Raw genomic sequence first — 14,443 nt, forward strand, 5'->3', positions numbered from 1 at the left:
CAGGCTCGCGAGCCAGGCGCCAGCGGGCAGCTCGGCCTCGGCCTTGGCGATCGCGCGGCCCATGCTCTCCGGGCGCTGGAACAGGTAGACCAGCGCACAGCCCGACCACGCGCCCTGGCGCCACATGTCGCCGCGGCGGACGCCCGCCCACGGGCAGCGCAGCCGCGCCGCGAGCGCCAGGGGCCAGCTCCATTCAATGCCTTCGAGGCGCGCCTGCGGCCAGACCGCGCGCAGCGCCCGCAGGCCGTGGCCGAGGCCGCAGCCCGCGTCCAGCACGCGCGCGCCCGGCGGCAGCGCGTCGGCATGGATTTCAAGGCGATCGCTGCCGTATTCCAGCGCGTAGTCCAGGGCCAGCGTGCGCGCGGGCAGCTTGCCGGGCTTGCGCACCGGCACGAAGCCCACACCCAGATCGCGCGCCAGCGCCGCGCCGAGGATGAAGCCGCGCGATTCGATGCCGATCACCGCGTCCAGCGCGACGCCGCGCCAGGGTTCGGCCAGTTCGGCCATCGCGCCGGCGAAGCCGTCGGCGTCCGCCAGCACCGGCGTGATGTCCTTGAACACGATGCCGGGCTTGGGGAAATCGGGAACATCGCGGATGAGATCGGACCAGTGGGACATCGGCGGACTCTTCGGGCGGGGACCGCGATGCTAGCGCGTCGAGGCGCGCAAAAGAAAACCGCCGGACGGACCGGCGGTTTTCCACGGACAAGCAGCGGCGGTCAGAAGTCGTAGCGGACCTGCAACTGCGCCAGGTCCACGTCGGCGTCCTCGATCTCGAAGCGGCTGTACTCGCCGCGCAGCGCCACCTTGTCGGTGAAGCGGTACTGCAGGCCCACGCCGTAGGTGGCGTCGGTGCCGCTGTCGTCGCGGGTGCGGGTCACTTCCGGCAGGGCGCGATCCAGATCCCAGCGCTGCACGCCGGCCTTGGCGTAGCCGGAGAACTTGTCGGTGAACGGCACGGTGGCGACCGCGGTCAGCGATACGCTGCCGGCCTCCAGCGGACGGCCCAGGTTGCCGCGCGGTTCCAGCTTGCCGAGATCCGAGTAGCCGGCTTCCAGGCCGAACCAGCCGTTGAACTGGTAGCCGCCGAACACCGAGAACGCGGTGTCCTCGTCGTCGTAGCGCTGCTCGTCCACGCTGGACTGGCCCGCGCCGACGCCCGCATAGAAACCCTTGGGCTCGGCGGCCTGCGCGCCGAAGGCGACGCCGCCCAGCAGCACGGCGGAAAGAAGGGCACGGGACAGCTTGTTGTTGTTCTTCATGACTCAAACTCCTCATGCATCGCGCGGGGGGAGGGAGCGACGATGCGTCGGGCGACGGGTCCTGGCGGAATGCCTGGGCAGCCGTCGTGCGGAACAAAGATGGGCATGTATCGCGCGGAACAAACGGGCGCGATGGCGATGCAGTTTCCCGTGGGTGGAACGAAGGAACGGCGCATCGGCACTGGACATTGATCGCGATTGGCGCGCATCGCGCGGGCATGCGCGATACGCGCGCATGCAGCACGCCGTTCGGGATGCACTCTCCCGCCGGAACGGGCTAATCGGCGGGAGCCGACTTGTCTAAGCTGCGCGCTTTCCCTGTTCCGAGTCCGCCGCCATGAGCGAACCGCTGTCGATGTACCAGGCTTCCGTACCGGTCCTGATCCGCGCGCTGCGCAACTTCAGGCACATCCTCGACAAGGGCCATGCGCACGCGCTGGCGCAGGGATACGACCCGGCGGTGCTGCTGCAGGCGCGCCTGTATCCGGACATGCTGCCGCTGCTGCGCCAGGTGCAGATCGCCACGGACACCGCCAAGTTCGCGCCGGCGCGCCTGGCGGGTGTGGAATCGCCGCGCTTCGAGGACAACGAAACCTCCTTCGAGGAACTGCAGGCGCGGCTGGATCGCGCGCTGGCGTTCCTGGACACCTTCACTCCCGCGCAGATCGACGGCAGCGAGGACCGGGATGTGGTGCTGCCGCGTCGCAGCGGCGACCAGCACTTCAGTGGCCGCGACTACCTGCTGGGCTTCGTGCTGCCCAACCTGCTGTTCCACGTCGGCATCGCCTACGCCATCTTGCGCCACAACGGCGTGCCGCTGGGCAAGATGGACTATCTCGGCGAGGCCTGAGTCTTTTTTCCACGCCTGCCCGGCGTGGTTTCCGGCGCCGCCGCCCCGGCGGCGATCCGCGACTGTTGCGCGCGGCTGAGCGTGGCCAGCGCCGCGCGGTACGACCATTGGATGAGGGCCCGCAATTCCTCGTCCGGCACCGTGCGCACGTCCACCACCGTGACCCAGCGATAGCGGCCCAGCCATCGCGCCGGCTTGATGCCCGGTTGATCGGTCAGTTCCAGGAAGCGTTCCGGCGCCGCCTTGAAGCTGAAACGCCAGCGCTCCGGCTCGCTGGTCTTGAAGTGGGCGAAGCGCTTGCCACCGACGAAATACGCCAGCAGGTTGGCCGGTTCGCCCCACTCGGTGACGGTGGCGCCGGGCAGGGCGGCGCAGAAGGCGCGGGTCTGGATGACGTCCATGGCTGCAGCTTGGGGGACAAGCTGGCATGATGCCACCGGGGCCCCTCGAGTCGTCGTCATGATGCGTCGCTATCCGGTGGTGCTGTTCCTGCTGTTGACCTTCGTTCTCAGCCTTCCCTTCTACCTCCTGCTCAACCTGTCCTTCGCCAACGCGGAAGGGCGGCGCCTGTTCGTGACCGGCCTGATGTGGGGGCCGGGACTGGCGGCGCTGCTGACCTGCCTGCTGGCGCGGATACCGCTGTCGACGCTGGGCTGGCGCTGGCCCGGCGGCCGCGCGGCCTGGTTGAGCTATCTGCTTCCCATCGGCTATGGCCTGTTCGCCTACGGCATCATCTGGGCCACCGGGATGGGCAAGCTCTCCACCGAAATCTACCTGCCGTACGCGCGGCGGGTCATCGGCCTGCCCGAGGCATCCGACGGCGCGGTCATGGCCATGCTGCTGGTGCTGCAGTTGAGCATGAGCTTCATCCTCAACGTGGCGATGGCGCTGGGCGAGGAGATCGGCTGGCGCGGTTTCCTCGGGCCGCGACTGGTGCAGCGGTTCGGTTTCGGCGCCGGTCCGCTGTTCACCGGCCTGATCTGGGCGGTGTGGCATTACCCGGTGCTGTTCTGGCTGAACTTTCCGGGCGATCCGCCCAAGCCGTTCGCGATGGTCTGCTTCACCGTCATGGTGACGGGACTGAGCTACGTGTACGCGTGGCTGCGCGAGCGCACCGGCAGCGTGTGGACCGCGGCGTTCCTGCACGGCAGCCACAACGCCGTGATCAGTCCGATATTCACCCTGCTGACGGTCGAGACGGGACTGATCACCGTTTACGCGGTGGACGAATTCGGCTTCATGCTGGCGCTTACCAGCGTGCTGATGGCGCTGTGGTGCTGGCGGCACCGGGCACGGGCCGTGCCGGCGCCGTGATCCGGCGCGCGGTGGCGCGCTTCATCCGCCGGGCATGAACGATTGCGCATTGCCGGCTCCGCCCCGGCGAACAGGAGCTCGTCCGATGAACACGTCATCCGCCTTCACCCGCCTGGCCAAGCGCGCGGCGGGTTTCACCGGTCGCCCGACCTGTTTCGGCCTGGCCCTGGGCATCATCCTCGTGTGGGCGATCAGCGGGCCCGTGTTCGGGTTCAGCGATACCTGGCAACTGGTGATCAATACCGGCACCACCATCATCACCTTCCTCATGGTGTTTCTGATCCAGAACACCCAGAACCGGGATACCGAAGCGATCCAGATCAAGCTGGACGAGTTGATCCATGTCACCGCGCGCGCCAACAACGAGCTGCTGGATCTGGAGGAACTGGAGGAAGCGGAACTGGATCGCCTGCGCGCGCATTACGAGTCGATGGCGAAACGGGCCAAGGAAGCGCGTGGCCGCAGGCGCGGCGGCTGAATCGCCGGCACGGGTGGAACAACGCGGGCCGTTTCAGCCGGGCCGGGCAAGCAGATCGCGCAGCGCGTCCTCCAGATCCGGGAAGCGGAAACGGAAACCTTCCACCAGCGCGTGCATCGGCAGCACGCGCTGGCCGGTCAACAGCAGCCGGGCGCCTTCGCCGAAGGCCAGCCGCAGCAGCGGCGCGGGCGCGGGCAGCAGCGCGGGGCGATGCAGGACGCGTCCCAGCGTGCGCGCGAAATCGCGGTTGCGCACCGGCTCCGGCGCGGTGCCGTTGTAGGCGCCGCCGGCGCCGTCCTGTTCCAGCAGCCACTGGATCAGCGCGATCAGATCCTCGCGGTGGATCCAGCTCATCCATTGCCGGCCATCGCCCATCGGGCCGCCCAGTCCCCAGCGGAAGGGCGGCAGCATCTTTCCCAGCGCGCCGCCGTCGGCGCCCAGCACGATGCCGGTGCGCAGGCGGCACACCCGCAGCCCCAGGTCCTCGGCCTGCATGGCGGCGTGTTCCCAGTCCCGGCACAGGGTGGCGGCGAAGTCGTCGCCGGCCGCGCTGGATTCGTCCAGCAGGCTGTCGCCGTGCGCGCCGTAGTAGCCAATCGCCGAACCGGACACCAGGACATGCGGTCGCCGCAACTGGGGTGCCATCCAGCGCAGGAGTTTGGCGGTGGTGCCCAGGCGCGAATCGCGGATGGCCTGCTTCCGGCGCGCGTCCCAGCGCCGCCCGACCAGCGGCTCGCCGGCGAGGTTGACCACCGCCTCGATTTCGCCCGCCTCGGCCAGGTCCTCGATGACGCTGACCCCGGGCAGGAGTTGCCGGGCCGCGGCCGGGCGGCGCGACCAGACGGTCAGGCGATGGCCGCCCGCCAGCAGGCGGGCGCACAGGGCGCGGCCGATGAATCCGGTGCCGCCGGTAAGCAGGATGCGCATGCGGTTGGGGCGAGATGGGGACCTCCAGCCTACGCCCGGAGGCGTGTTCCGCCCGTGGAAAGCACCGTGCGCTCGGCTTCCGCGCTCCGGGCGACTAAAATTCGCGCATGTCCGATTTGCCCCCGCGCCTTCCCGTCCTGCTGCTCCCCGGCCTGCTGTGCGATGCGCGGTTGTGGCGGGACCAGGTGGCCGGCCTGGCCGATATCGCCGAGGTCGCGGTGCCGGATTTGACCCGGGACGACAGCGTCGGCGCGCTGGCCGCGCGCGTGCTGGCGGACGCGCCGGAGCGGTTCGCGCTGGGCGCGCTGTCGATGGGCGGCTACGTGGCCTTCGAAATCCTGCGCCAGGCGCCGCAACGGGTCACCCGGCTGGCGCTGCTGGCGACCAGCGCGCGCGCCGATCCGCCCAAGCGGGCGGCGGTGCGCCGGGCCAGCCTGGCGATGGCCGAACGCGGCCGTTTCGCCGGAGTCACCCGCAAGCTGCTGCCGCAGCTGGTGCACGCCAGCCAGGTCGACACGCCGGTGGGCGAGGAGGTGATGGCGATGGCCGAACGGGTCGGTCGCGACGCCTTCCTGCGCCAGCAGCGCGCGATCCTGGAACGCCCCGATTCGCTGCCGCTGCTGCCGGCACTGGCGATGCCGACGGTGATTGGCGTCGGCGACGACGACCGCATGACCGCGCCGGAGGAATCGCGGATCCTGCGCGACGGCATCGCCGGAGCGCGGCTGCATGTATTCACCGGATGCGGACACCTGCCGCCGATGGAAAAACCGCAGGAAACCACGGAATTGCTGCGTGCCTGGCTGACCGCCTGAGCCGCGTTCCCTCCACCCCCTCACTTTCGAAACTCAGGAGCATTTATGGAACTGGCAATGATCGGCTTGGGCCGCATGGGCGCCAACATGGCCGAACGCCTGACCCGCGGCGGACACCGCGTGCACGGCTACGACCCCGGCGAACCGGCGCGCCGGCAGGCGGCCGAACGCGGCATCGCCATTGCCGAGTCGCTGCAGGCGGCGGTCGCCGCGCTGCCGTCGCCGCGCATCGTCTGGGTGATGGTGCCGGCCGGCGTGGTCGATGACACCCTGGACGCGCTGCTGCCGCTGCTGTCGGCCGGCGACACCGTCATCGACGGCGGCAACTCCAACTACAAGGAAACCATGCGCCGCGGCGCGCGCCTGGCCGAGGCCGGCATGCACTACGTGGACAGCGGCACCAGCGGCGGCGTATGGGGCCTGGCCGAAGGCTACAGCCTGATGATCGGCGGCGACGCCGGCGCGGTGGAAGCGCTGCGCCCGGTGTTCGAGACCCTCGCGCCGGCCGCCGATCGCGGCTGGGGCCATGTCGGTCCGTCCGGCGCCGGCCACTTCACCAAGATGATCCACAACGGCATCGAGTACGGAATGATGCAGGCCTTCGCCGAAGGCTTCGCCATCCTGGAGCGCAAGGAAGCCTTCCACATCGATCTGCAACAGGTCGCCGAAATCTGGCGCCATGGCAGCGTGGTGCGCTCCTGGCTGCTGGACCTGACCTCCGACGCGCTGAAGAAGAACCCGACCCTGGCCGGCATCGCGCCCTACGTCGAGGATTCCGGCGAGGGCCGCTGGACGGTCGCCGAGGCGATTGATCTGGACGTGTCCGCGCCGGTGATCACGATGTCGCTGCTGGAGCGCCTGCGCTCGCGCGAGGACGATTCGTTCGCCGACAAGCTGCTGGCGGCGATGCGCAACGAGTTCGGCGGCCACCGCATCAAGCAGGGCTGAGCCGTGCATGGCGGCCGCGGGTAACGCGGCCGCCACATCGCCGTGACCGGCGCTTAGCATCCGCGCTGCTAGCGTCGCCTTTCCCCACGAAGGAGCCGGATCATGAAGATCCTGATGGTATTGACCTCGCACGACCAGTTGGGCGAGACCGGCAGGAAGACCGGTTTCTGGCTGGAGGAATTCGCCGCGCCGTACTACGTATTCAAGGATGCCGGCGCGGAGATCGTGCTGGCTTCGCCGCGTGGCGGCCAGCCGCCGCTGGACCCGAAGAGCGACGCCGCCGATGCGCAGACACCGGCCACGGTGCGCTTCAACAACGATACCGCCGCCATCGCCGAGCTGGCGCAGACCCGCCCGCTGGTGGAGGTGCTCGACGAGGACGTGGACGCGGTGTTCTATCCCGGCGGCCACGGACCGCTGTGGGATCTGGCCGAGGATGCGGATTCGATCCGGCTGATCGAAAACCACTTCGCCGCCGGCCATCCCGTCGCCGCGGTGTGCCATGGACCGGCGGTGCTGCGGCACGCGCAGGGCACGCTCAGCCAGCCGCTGGTCAAGGACAAGCGGGTCACCGGCTTCACCAATGCCGAAGAGGCGGCGGTGGAACTGACCGACGTGGTGCCGTTCCTGCTCGAGGACGAGCTGAAGGCCAAGGGCGCGAAGTTCGAGGCCGGGCCGCTGTTCCAGCCGCACGTGGTGGTGGATGGCAAGCTGGTCACCGGCCAGAATCCGGCGTCGTCCGAAGAAGCCGCGCGCGCGGTGCTGGCGTTACTCGCCTGAGCCACGCCTTCACGGTTGCTTATCGCCCCGGCGCTAGAGTGGGGCCGTCCCTCCCTGGAGCGACGGTCATGATTGAAGTACCGCAGACGCTGTACACGCGGCAGGCCGACATCGACCGGCTCGAGACAATGGTGCGGGCGCTGCCCGACGAAGCGGTGGTGCGGCTGCGCCTGGTCGATGGCGGCACCCTGACCGGCACCGTTTCCACCCGGCCGAGCGTGCAGGTGTTCCGCGACGCCGATGGCGTGGAAGGTTTCAACGCGGTGGTGCGGCTGGACGACCAGCGCGATCCCGCGCACGCGCATTACCTGTGGATGGACCGCATCCGCGAGATCGTCCGGGTCGGTTCGGCCTGAGCCGGTCCGCCCGCATGCCGCAACTGCCTTCCACCGACGTCGCCTGTCCCTATTGCGGCGAGATCATCACGCTGTTCGTCGATGATTCGGCGGGCGAGCAGGATTACGTGGAAGATTGCCAGGTCTGCTGCCGGCCAATCGAGATTCGCGTCGGCATCGACGAGGACGGCGTGCCGGCGGTGTCGGTGCGGCGCCAGGACGAGGCCTGATCCGGTCTTGACGCGGCGTTCGCCCACGGCGGTCCAGCATCCCGACGTGTCTTTTCCGAGGAGCACCGCCATGCGCATCCGGAAAGTCCTGGGCGTCGGCATGCTGCTGCTGACCGCGGCCTGCGCGCCGACCGCCGCGCAGCAGGCGGACGAGATCGGACCGAATCCACGCCTGCCCGCGCCGCAGAAGCGCTGGATTCCCACGGTGAACATCGCGCCCGCGGTCGGCTGGCCGGATGGCGCCGCGCCGGTGGCCACCGACGGGCTCCGCGTGCAGGCCTTCGCCAGCGGACTCGATCATCCGCGCTGGCTGTACGTGCTGCCCAACGGCGACGTGCTGGTGGCGGAGACCAACGCGCCGCCCAAGCCGGGCGAGAAGGGCGGGATTCGCAACTGGTTCATGAAGCGGACGATGGCCAAGGCCGGCGCCGGCGTGCCCAGCGCCAACCGCATCACCCTGCTGCGCGACGCCGATGGCGATGGCGTCGCCGAAACCCGGCACGTGCTGCTTTCGGATCTGTTCTCGCCATTCGGCATGGCGCTGGTCGGCGACCAGCTCTACGTCGCCAATGCCGATGCGGTGGTGCGCGTCCCGTACCGCGCGGGACAGACCCGCATCGACGCCACGCCGGCGAAGGTGGCGGATCTTCCCGGCGGTCCCATCAACCACCATTGGACCAAGAGCCTGGTCGCCGGCGCCGACGGCAGGACGCTGTACGTGGGCGTGGGCTCCAACAGCAACGTCGGCGAGAACGGCATCGCGAATGAAACCGATCGCGCCGCGGTGCTGGCCATCGACATCGCCAGCGGACAGCGGCGCGTATATGCCTCCGGCCTGCGCAATCCGGTCGGCCTGGCATGGGAGCCGGTTACCGGCGCGTTGTGGGTGGTGGTGAACGAGCGCGATGAAATCGGCGACCAACTGGTACCCGATTACCTCACCCGCGTGCGCGAAGGCGCGTTCTACGGCTGGCCCTACAGCTACTACGGCGCGCACGTGGATGCGCGGGTTAAGCCGCAGGATCCGGCGCGGGTGGCGCGGGCGATCGCACCGGACTACGCGCTCGGCGCCCACGTGGCCGCGCTCGGCCTGGCGTTCGCGCGCGGCGACACGATGATGCCGGCGCGATTCCGCGAAGGCGCCTTCATTGGTCTGCACGGTTCCTGGAACCGATCCGAGCCGGCGGGCTACAAAGTGGTGTTCGTCCCGTTCTCGCACGGCCAGCCGACGGCCGCGCCGATCGACGTGCTGACCGGTTTCCTCGATGCCAGCGGCAACGCGCGCGGGCGTCCCGTGGGCGTGGCGTTCGATCGCGCCGGCGCGCTGCTGGTGGCCGACGACGTCGGCAACGTCGTCTGGCGGGTCGCGCCACGCTGAGGACGTAAGCGCAATGACAGTCCGCCGGGCGTATGCTCCCGCCGTCCAACATCCTGGGGAGGGGAGGACATATGAACGGCACTCTGGAGATTCCGCGTTCCAAGGGTTTCTGGCTGGTGGCCATCCTCGCGCTGGTATGGAACCTGATCGGCGTGGCGATGTTCTGGATCCAGATCAGCATGGGCGCCGAGGGGTTGGCGCGGATGACCGAAGCGCAGCGGCAGGTCCACGAGGCCACGCCGGCCTGGCTCAACGTGGCGTTCGCGATCGCGGTGTTCGGCGGCGTGCTGGGGGCGCTGGGTATGCTGGTGGGCAAGCGCTGGGCGGTGACGATGTTCTTCGTGTCCCTGCTGGCGCTGCTGGTGCAGATGATCGGCGGCTACCTGGTCACGCCGGCCTGGGACGCCTATGGCCCGGCGGGCCTGGTGATGCCGGCGGTGCTGATCCTCATCGCCCTGCTGTTCTGGCGCTATGCGCAGAAGTGCGTGGTGCGGGGTTGGCTGGTGTAGGGAAGAGCAGGAGCGAATCCCCCTCAATCCCCCTTTGACCAGCCATTCGGCTGTTGAACAGCGCTGCAAAGGGGGAGGCAAAAGCCGATGTACGAAACAGCCCCCTTTGCAAAAGGGGGCGGGCATCTGCGCAGCAGATGACGGGGGATTTGCTCTTGGCGCGAAAAGCAAATTCCCCTCAGTCCTCCTTTTGACCAGCCATTCGGCTGTTGAAAAGCGCTGCAAAGGGGGAGGCCGAAGCGAAGCTCTCCCGAATTCCGAATTCTGCTTTTCAACGGCCGCATGGCCGGTCATCCCGAAGACCGAAGCCCCGCCTTCAATCCACCTCGGCCACGTCCAGTCCGATGAAGCCACCGGACTGGCGCCGCCACAGCGCCGCATACAGGCCATCGCGTTGCAGCAGTTCGTCGTGGCTGCCGGTTTCGATGATGCGGCCCTGATCCATCACCACCAGCCGATCCAGCACGGCGATGGTGGACAGGCGGTGGGCGATGGCGATCACCGTCTTGCCTTCCATCAGCGCGTACAGCTGTTCCTGGATGGCGGCCTCGACCTCCGAATCCAGCGCCGAGGTCGCCTCGTCCAGCACCAGGATCGGCGCGTCCTTCAACAGCACGCGCGCGATCGCCACGCGCTGGCGCTGGCCGCCGGAAAGCTTCACGCCGCGCTCGCCGACATGGGTGTCGTAGCCGCTGCGGCCCTTGGCGTCGGTCAGGGTGCGGATGAACTCGTCGGCATGCGCGCGCCGGGACGCCTCGATGATCTGCGCTTCGTCCGCGTCCGGACGTCCATAGCGGATGTTGTCGCGGATGGAGCGATGCAGCAGCGAGGTGTCCTGGGTGACCATGCCGATGTTGCGGCGCAGGGATTCCTGCCGCACCGCAGCGATGTCCTGGCCGTCGATCAGGATGCGGCCGCCTTCCAGGTCGTAGAAGCGCAGCAGCAGGTTGACCAGGGTCGACTTGCCGGCGCCGGAGCGGCCGACGATGCCGACCTTCTCGCCCGGGCGGATGACCAGCGACAGGTCCTCGATGACCTTCGATTTCCTGCCGTAGTGGAATTGCAGGTGCTCGAAGCGGATCTCGCCCCGGCTGACCTCCAGGTCGCGGGCGCCGTCGCCGTCGGTGATCGCCAGCGGCTGGGCGATGGTGTTCATGCCGTCCTCGACCGTGCCGATGTTCTCGAACAGGCTGGCGACCTCCCACAGGATCCAGTCGGACATCGAGCGGATGCGCATCACCAGGGCGATGGCGACGGCGATCGCGCCCAGCGAAATGGAACCCTGCAGCCATGCCATCACCGCGATGCCGCCCACGCCGGCCAGCAGCAGCGCATTGATGCTGTGCAGGCTGACGGTCAGCTGGGTCACCAGGCGCATCTGCCGGTGCACGGTGACCATGAACTCGTCCATCGCGTCGCGCGCGTAGTCCTGCTCGCGCATGGTATGGGCGAACAGCTTGATGGTCTGGATGTTGGTGTAGCTGTCCACGATCCGGCCGGTCATCTGCGCACGCGCGTCCGACTGCGCCATCGACACCCGCTGCAGGCGCGGGACGAACCAGAACAGGATGACCAGGTAGCCGACCAGCCACAGCGCCAGCGGCAGGATCAGGCGCAGGTCCGCGCGTCCCACCAGGATGACCGTGCCGACGAAATAGACGACGACGTAGACGAACACGTCCATCAGCTTCATCACCGTCTCGCGGATCGCCAGCGCGGTCTGCATGACCTTCTGCGAGATGCGGCCGGCGAACTCGTCCTGGAAGAACGACACGCTCTGCCGCAGCAGGTAACGGTGCGACAGCCAGCGCGCGATCATCGGATAGTTGCCGAAGATGGTCTGGTGGATCACCAGCGACTGCAGCAGGACCAGCAGCGGGTAGATCACCACCACCAGCGTCCCCATCCACAGCAGGGTCGAACCGTGGGTGGACAGGAAGCTGGCGCGATCGGCGCTGCCCAGCCAGTCGACCAGTTCGCCCATGAAGTCGAAGAACAGGATTTCCAGCGCCGAGATCGCGCCGGTCAGCACCGACATCAGCAGCAGCCACGGCAACAGCGGCCGCGAGTAGTGCAGCAGGAACGCGAACAGCTTGCGCGGCGGCGTGGCGGGCTCGCCGGCGGGGTAGGGATCAATCCGCTTTTCGAAGAATCGGAACATGGGTCGGGTCTTCCATGTGCGCAGGGCACGTCAGGGGGAATGCCCGTCACGACGCCATCGGCGTCGCCGGACCGTCACCGCGCCGGATAGGGCCAGGCCGCGCGCGCCTGGCGCAGGGCGTGGCCCAGCCAGGCCAGCTGGTCGAGCATGGTGGAGGCGGCCTGCGCGCTGGCCGCCGCATCGCGCGGCTGCCCGTCGGCGCCGAACCGGTCCCACGCCATCGGGAACAATACCGAATTGCGCACGGTGCACGCGTGCAGTCCGGAGAACACCTGGCGCAACTGCTCCACCGCGCGCGAACCGCCGCTGACGCCGCCATACGCGACGAACGCCACCGGCTTGGCCTGCCAATGCTCCTGGACCGAATCGATCAGGAACTTCAGCGCCGCGGGATAGCCGTAATTGTACTCCGGCACCACCAGCAGGAACGCGTCCGCGCGCCAGACGCGCTGCTGCAGGTTCACCAGGTCCGCCGACGGGGTCATGCCGTGGCGGTGCGGCAGATCCATCAACGCGGGGTCGACCACGTCGACCGCGTAGTCGCGGCGGCGGTCGATCTGGCCGCGGATCCAGTTCGCCACCACGTCGCAGAAACGGCCTTCGCGGTTGCTGCCGTAGATCAGGGCCAGTTCGAGGGGAGGAGTCATGGTGCATCAAGGGCTTGCTTGAACGGGCCGCACAGGGTAAAACCTCAAGCATTCTTGAGGTCAAGCGGGTGTGGCATGGCCGCGCGGGCAAAACCGGAACGGGCGAAGAGGAAGGCGGGCGTGTGCATGGAACTGACCGTGGGCGAGGTGGCGGCCCGGGCCGGACTGGCGGTGTCCACCCTGCATTTCTACGAGAGCAAGGGGCTGATCCACAGCTGGCGCAACGCCGGCAACCAGCGTCGCTATCCACGCGAGGTGCTGCGGCGCGTCGCCATCATCAAGGTGGCGCAGCGGACCGGGATTCCGCTGGCGGAAATCCGCGAGGCGCTGTCGTCGCTGCCCGAGGGGCGCACGCCCACCGCCGCCGATTGGCGCAAGCTGTCCGCGCGCTGGAAGGCGGATCTGGACGAACGGATTGAACGCCTGGCCCGCCTGCGCGATCACATGGACAGCTGCATCGGCTGCGGCTGCCTGTCGCTGAAGGTATGCCCGCTGCGCAACCCGCTGGACGAACTGGCCGAGCAGGGACCGGGTCCGCGCCTGCTGGATCCCTAGCGCGGGCGGCGCGCCGGAAGTCGCGCGACGCCCGCCATGCCTGGCGATGGCTCAGGCGTAGGGGATCTCGCGACGCTCCCCGGCGCCGCGCAGGCCGAGTTCGATCACCCGCATCACCGCGATGGCTTCCTCCGGCGTGACCGGCAAGGGAGCGCCATCGACGATGGCCGCGCGCATGGCGCCGTAATAGCGCCGGTAATCGCCCGGCAGGCTGTCCACGGTCCGGGTGACCAGCGCGCCGTCCTCGCCGGCCAGCGTCAATTCGCCCGGTCGCGGGTCCAGGCCCCAGCCCTGATCGCCGGGCATGCCGCCGGCGCGCAGGCGATCTTCCTGCGCGTCCAGGCCATGCTTCAGATAGCTGCCGCGCTCGCCATGCACGGCGAAGCGCAGGCCATTGCCGGCCACCAGCGAACCGGCATGCAGGTGCACACGCGTGCGCGGATAGCGCAGCTGGACGTGGAAATAATCGGTGGCGTGCGCGCCATGGCGCTGCCTGGCCAGGTCGGCCTGCACCGCCAGCGGCGTGCCGAACAAGCGCAGCGCCTGATCGATCAGGTGCGGGCCCAGGTCGTACCACAGGCCAGCGCCGGGCGCGTCGCTCTCGCGCCAGCGCTGCGCGACCTGGGGCCGGTAGCGGTCGAAATGGGAATGGAATTCGGCCACTTCCCCGAGCACGCCGTCATCCAGCAGCTGGCGCACGGTCAGGAAGTCCGCGTCCCAGCGGCGGTTCTGGAACACGCTGACCAGCCGCCGGCTGGCATGCGCCTGCGCGATGACGCGTTCGGCCTCCGCGACAGTCACGGTAAACGGCTTGTCGACCACCACATGCTTGCCCTGCGCGAGCGCGGCGATCGCCAACGGCGCATGGGTCTCGTTGGGCGTGGCGATCACCACCAGATCGATCGCGGGATCGGAGAAGGCCTCGCCGGGATCGGCCAGCACCCGCACCTGCGGCAGATCCGCATGCACCTTGCCCGCATCGCGCGATACCACGGTATGCAGGACCAGGCCCGGCGTGCGGCTCAGCAATGGCGCATGGAACACCTTGCCGACGAAGCCGTAGCCGAGCAGGGCGACGTTGAGGGCGTTGGACATGGCAATTCCCGTGGGCGATGGCAACCTCCGGCGATTTTAACGCCTGCGTGGCGCAACTGAACGGCGCGCCGCGCCTACGCGGAAATGATCATCCTCTTCACGCCTGCTGTACGCATGCGTGGCAAGACTGGCCCCGCGTCCCGCACAGGCAGGAGGAAC

Annotated in this window: 17 protein-coding genes and 1 pseudogene; 11 read left to right on the plus strand and 7 right to left on the minus strand. The window is 68.7% G+C overall.

Features of this window, described 5'->3' with window-relative positions; translation table 11 throughout:
- Positions 1-201 precede the first annotated feature (201 nt).
- Both ACTHN1_RS15655 and ACTHN1_RS15660 read right to left on the minus strand, forming a co-directional pair.
- Positions 202-618, minus strand: a pseudogene (locus tag ACTHN1_RS15655) (adenine phosphoribosyltransferase); the annotation flags it as partial.
- 101 nt (positions 619-719) lie between these two features.
- Entirely contained in the window at positions 720-1,262 is a 543-nt protein-coding gene (locus tag ACTHN1_RS15660; RefSeq protein ID WP_440471868.1) for a porin family protein, read from the minus strand.
- Positions 1,263-1,599: 337 nt separating this feature from the next.
- Between ACTHN1_RS15660 and ACTHN1_RS15665 the strand changes: the two genes are divergently transcribed.
- Positions 1,600-2,112 carry a DUF1993 domain-containing protein gene (locus ACTHN1_RS15665; RefSeq protein ID WP_440471869.1) on the plus strand — a complete coding sequence of 171 codons (513 nt, stop codon included), beginning with the start codon at positions 1,600-1,602 and terminating at the stop codon, positions 2,110-2,112.
- On the opposite strand, the gene ACTHN1_RS15670 is transcribed toward ACTHN1_RS15665, so the two are convergent.
- Complete coding sequence (locus tag ACTHN1_RS15670) at positions 2,094-2,513, minus strand: MmcQ/YjbR family DNA-binding protein (protein WP_440471870.1); 420 nt, start codon at positions 2,511-2,513, stop codon at positions 2,094-2,096. The two genes, ACTHN1_RS15665 and ACTHN1_RS15670, sit on opposite strands and share 19 nt — an antisense overlap.
- A gap of 58 nt (positions 2,514-2,571) precedes the next feature.
- Between ACTHN1_RS15670 and ACTHN1_RS15675 the strand changes: the two genes are divergently transcribed.
- A complete protein-coding gene (locus ACTHN1_RS15675; protein ID WP_440471871.1) occupies positions 2,572-3,426 on the plus strand; it encodes a lysostaphin resistance A-like protein in 855 nt (284 codons plus the stop codon).
- A gap of 85 nt (positions 3,427-3,511) precedes the next feature.
- The gene (locus tag ACTHN1_RS15680; RefSeq protein WP_440471872.1) at positions 3,512-3,904 is read left to right on the plus strand and encodes a low affinity iron permease family protein; all 393 of its coding nucleotides are present in this window, start codon (positions 3,512-3,514) and stop codon (positions 3,902-3,904) included.
- A 33-nt stretch (positions 3,905-3,937) separates the two neighbouring features.
- On the opposite strand, the gene ACTHN1_RS15685 is transcribed toward ACTHN1_RS15680, so the two are convergent.
- The gene (locus ACTHN1_RS15685) at positions 3,938-4,831 is read right to left on the minus strand and encodes a TIGR01777 family oxidoreductase (RefSeq protein ID WP_440471873.1); all 894 of its coding nucleotides are present in this window, start codon (positions 4,829-4,831) and stop codon (positions 3,938-3,940) included.
- 107 nt (positions 4,832-4,938) lie between these two features.
- Here ACTHN1_RS15685 and ACTHN1_RS15690 point away from each other — a divergent pair, with 107 nt between their 5' ends.
- The 7 genes from ACTHN1_RS15690 to ACTHN1_RS15720 all read left to right on the plus strand — a co-directional run bounded on the left by ACTHN1_RS15690 (position 4,939) and on the right by ACTHN1_RS15720 (position 9,826).
- A complete protein-coding gene (locus ACTHN1_RS15690) occupies positions 4,939-5,646 on the plus strand; it encodes an alpha/beta fold hydrolase (protein ID WP_295376452.1) in 708 nt (235 codons plus the stop codon).
- Between the two features lie 45 nt (positions 5,647-5,691).
- Entirely contained in the window at positions 5,692-6,594 is a 903-nt protein-coding gene (gene gnd, locus ACTHN1_RS15695; RefSeq protein ID WP_440471874.1) for a phosphogluconate dehydrogenase (NAD(+)-dependent, decarboxylating), read from the plus strand.
- 102 nt (positions 6,595-6,696) lie between these two features.
- The gene (locus ACTHN1_RS15700; protein ID WP_440471875.1) at positions 6,697-7,374 is read left to right on the plus strand and encodes a type 1 glutamine amidotransferase domain-containing protein; all 678 of its coding nucleotides are present in this window, start codon (positions 6,697-6,699) and stop codon (positions 7,372-7,374) included.
- A 68-nt stretch (positions 7,375-7,442) separates the two neighbouring features.
- Positions 7,443-7,730, plus strand: a complete 288-nt coding sequence (locus tag ACTHN1_RS15705; RefSeq protein WP_440471876.1) for a DUF3247 family protein — start codon at positions 7,443-7,445, stop codon at positions 7,728-7,730.
- A 14-nt stretch (positions 7,731-7,744) separates the two neighbouring features.
- The gene (locus ACTHN1_RS15710) at positions 7,745-7,939 is read left to right on the plus strand and encodes a CPXCG motif-containing cysteine-rich protein (protein ID WP_440471877.1); all 195 of its coding nucleotides are present in this window, start codon (positions 7,745-7,747) and stop codon (positions 7,937-7,939) included.
- A 70-nt stretch (positions 7,940-8,009) separates the two neighbouring features.
- Positions 8,010-9,317: a PQQ-dependent sugar dehydrogenase gene (locus tag ACTHN1_RS15715; protein WP_440471878.1), complete on the plus strand. Its 1,308-nt coding sequence runs from the start codon at positions 8,010-8,012 to the stop codon at positions 9,315-9,317.
- Between the two features lie 71 nt (positions 9,318-9,388).
- Entirely contained in the window at positions 9,389-9,826 is a 438-nt protein-coding gene (locus ACTHN1_RS15720; protein WP_440471879.1) for a hypothetical protein, read from the plus strand.
- A 316-nt stretch (positions 9,827-10,142) separates the two neighbouring features.
- Here ACTHN1_RS15720 and ACTHN1_RS15725 read toward each other — a convergent pair whose 3' ends face one another.
- Positions 10,143-11,987, minus strand: coding sequence for an ABC transporter ATP-binding protein (locus ACTHN1_RS15725; protein WP_440471880.1), 1,845 nt, complete (start codon positions 11,985-11,987; stop codon positions 10,143-10,145).
- Positions 11,988-12,061: 74 nt separating this feature from the next.
- A complete protein-coding gene (locus ACTHN1_RS15730) occupies positions 12,062-12,634 on the minus strand; it encodes an NADPH-dependent FMN reductase (protein ID WP_440471881.1) in 573 nt (190 codons plus the stop codon).
- Between the two features lie 126 nt (positions 12,635-12,760).
- Here ACTHN1_RS15730 and soxR point away from each other — a divergent pair, with 126 nt between their 5' ends.
- Positions 12,761-13,189, plus strand: a complete 429-nt coding sequence (gene soxR / locus ACTHN1_RS15735) for a redox-sensitive transcriptional activator SoxR (protein ID WP_440471882.1) — start codon at positions 12,761-12,763, stop codon at positions 13,187-13,189.
- A gap of 51 nt (positions 13,190-13,240) precedes the next feature.
- Here soxR and ACTHN1_RS15740 read toward each other — a convergent pair whose 3' ends face one another.
- Positions 13,241-14,284, minus strand: coding sequence for an oxidoreductase (locus tag ACTHN1_RS15740; protein WP_440471883.1), 1,044 nt, complete (start codon positions 14,282-14,284; stop codon positions 13,241-13,243).
- Positions 14,285-14,443: the final 159 nt, after the last annotated feature.

This window comes from Pseudoxanthomonas sp., assembly GCF_051953815.1.
Classification (GTDB): Bacteria; Pseudomonadota; Gammaproteobacteria; order Xanthomonadales; family Xanthomonadaceae; genus Pseudoxanthomonas_A.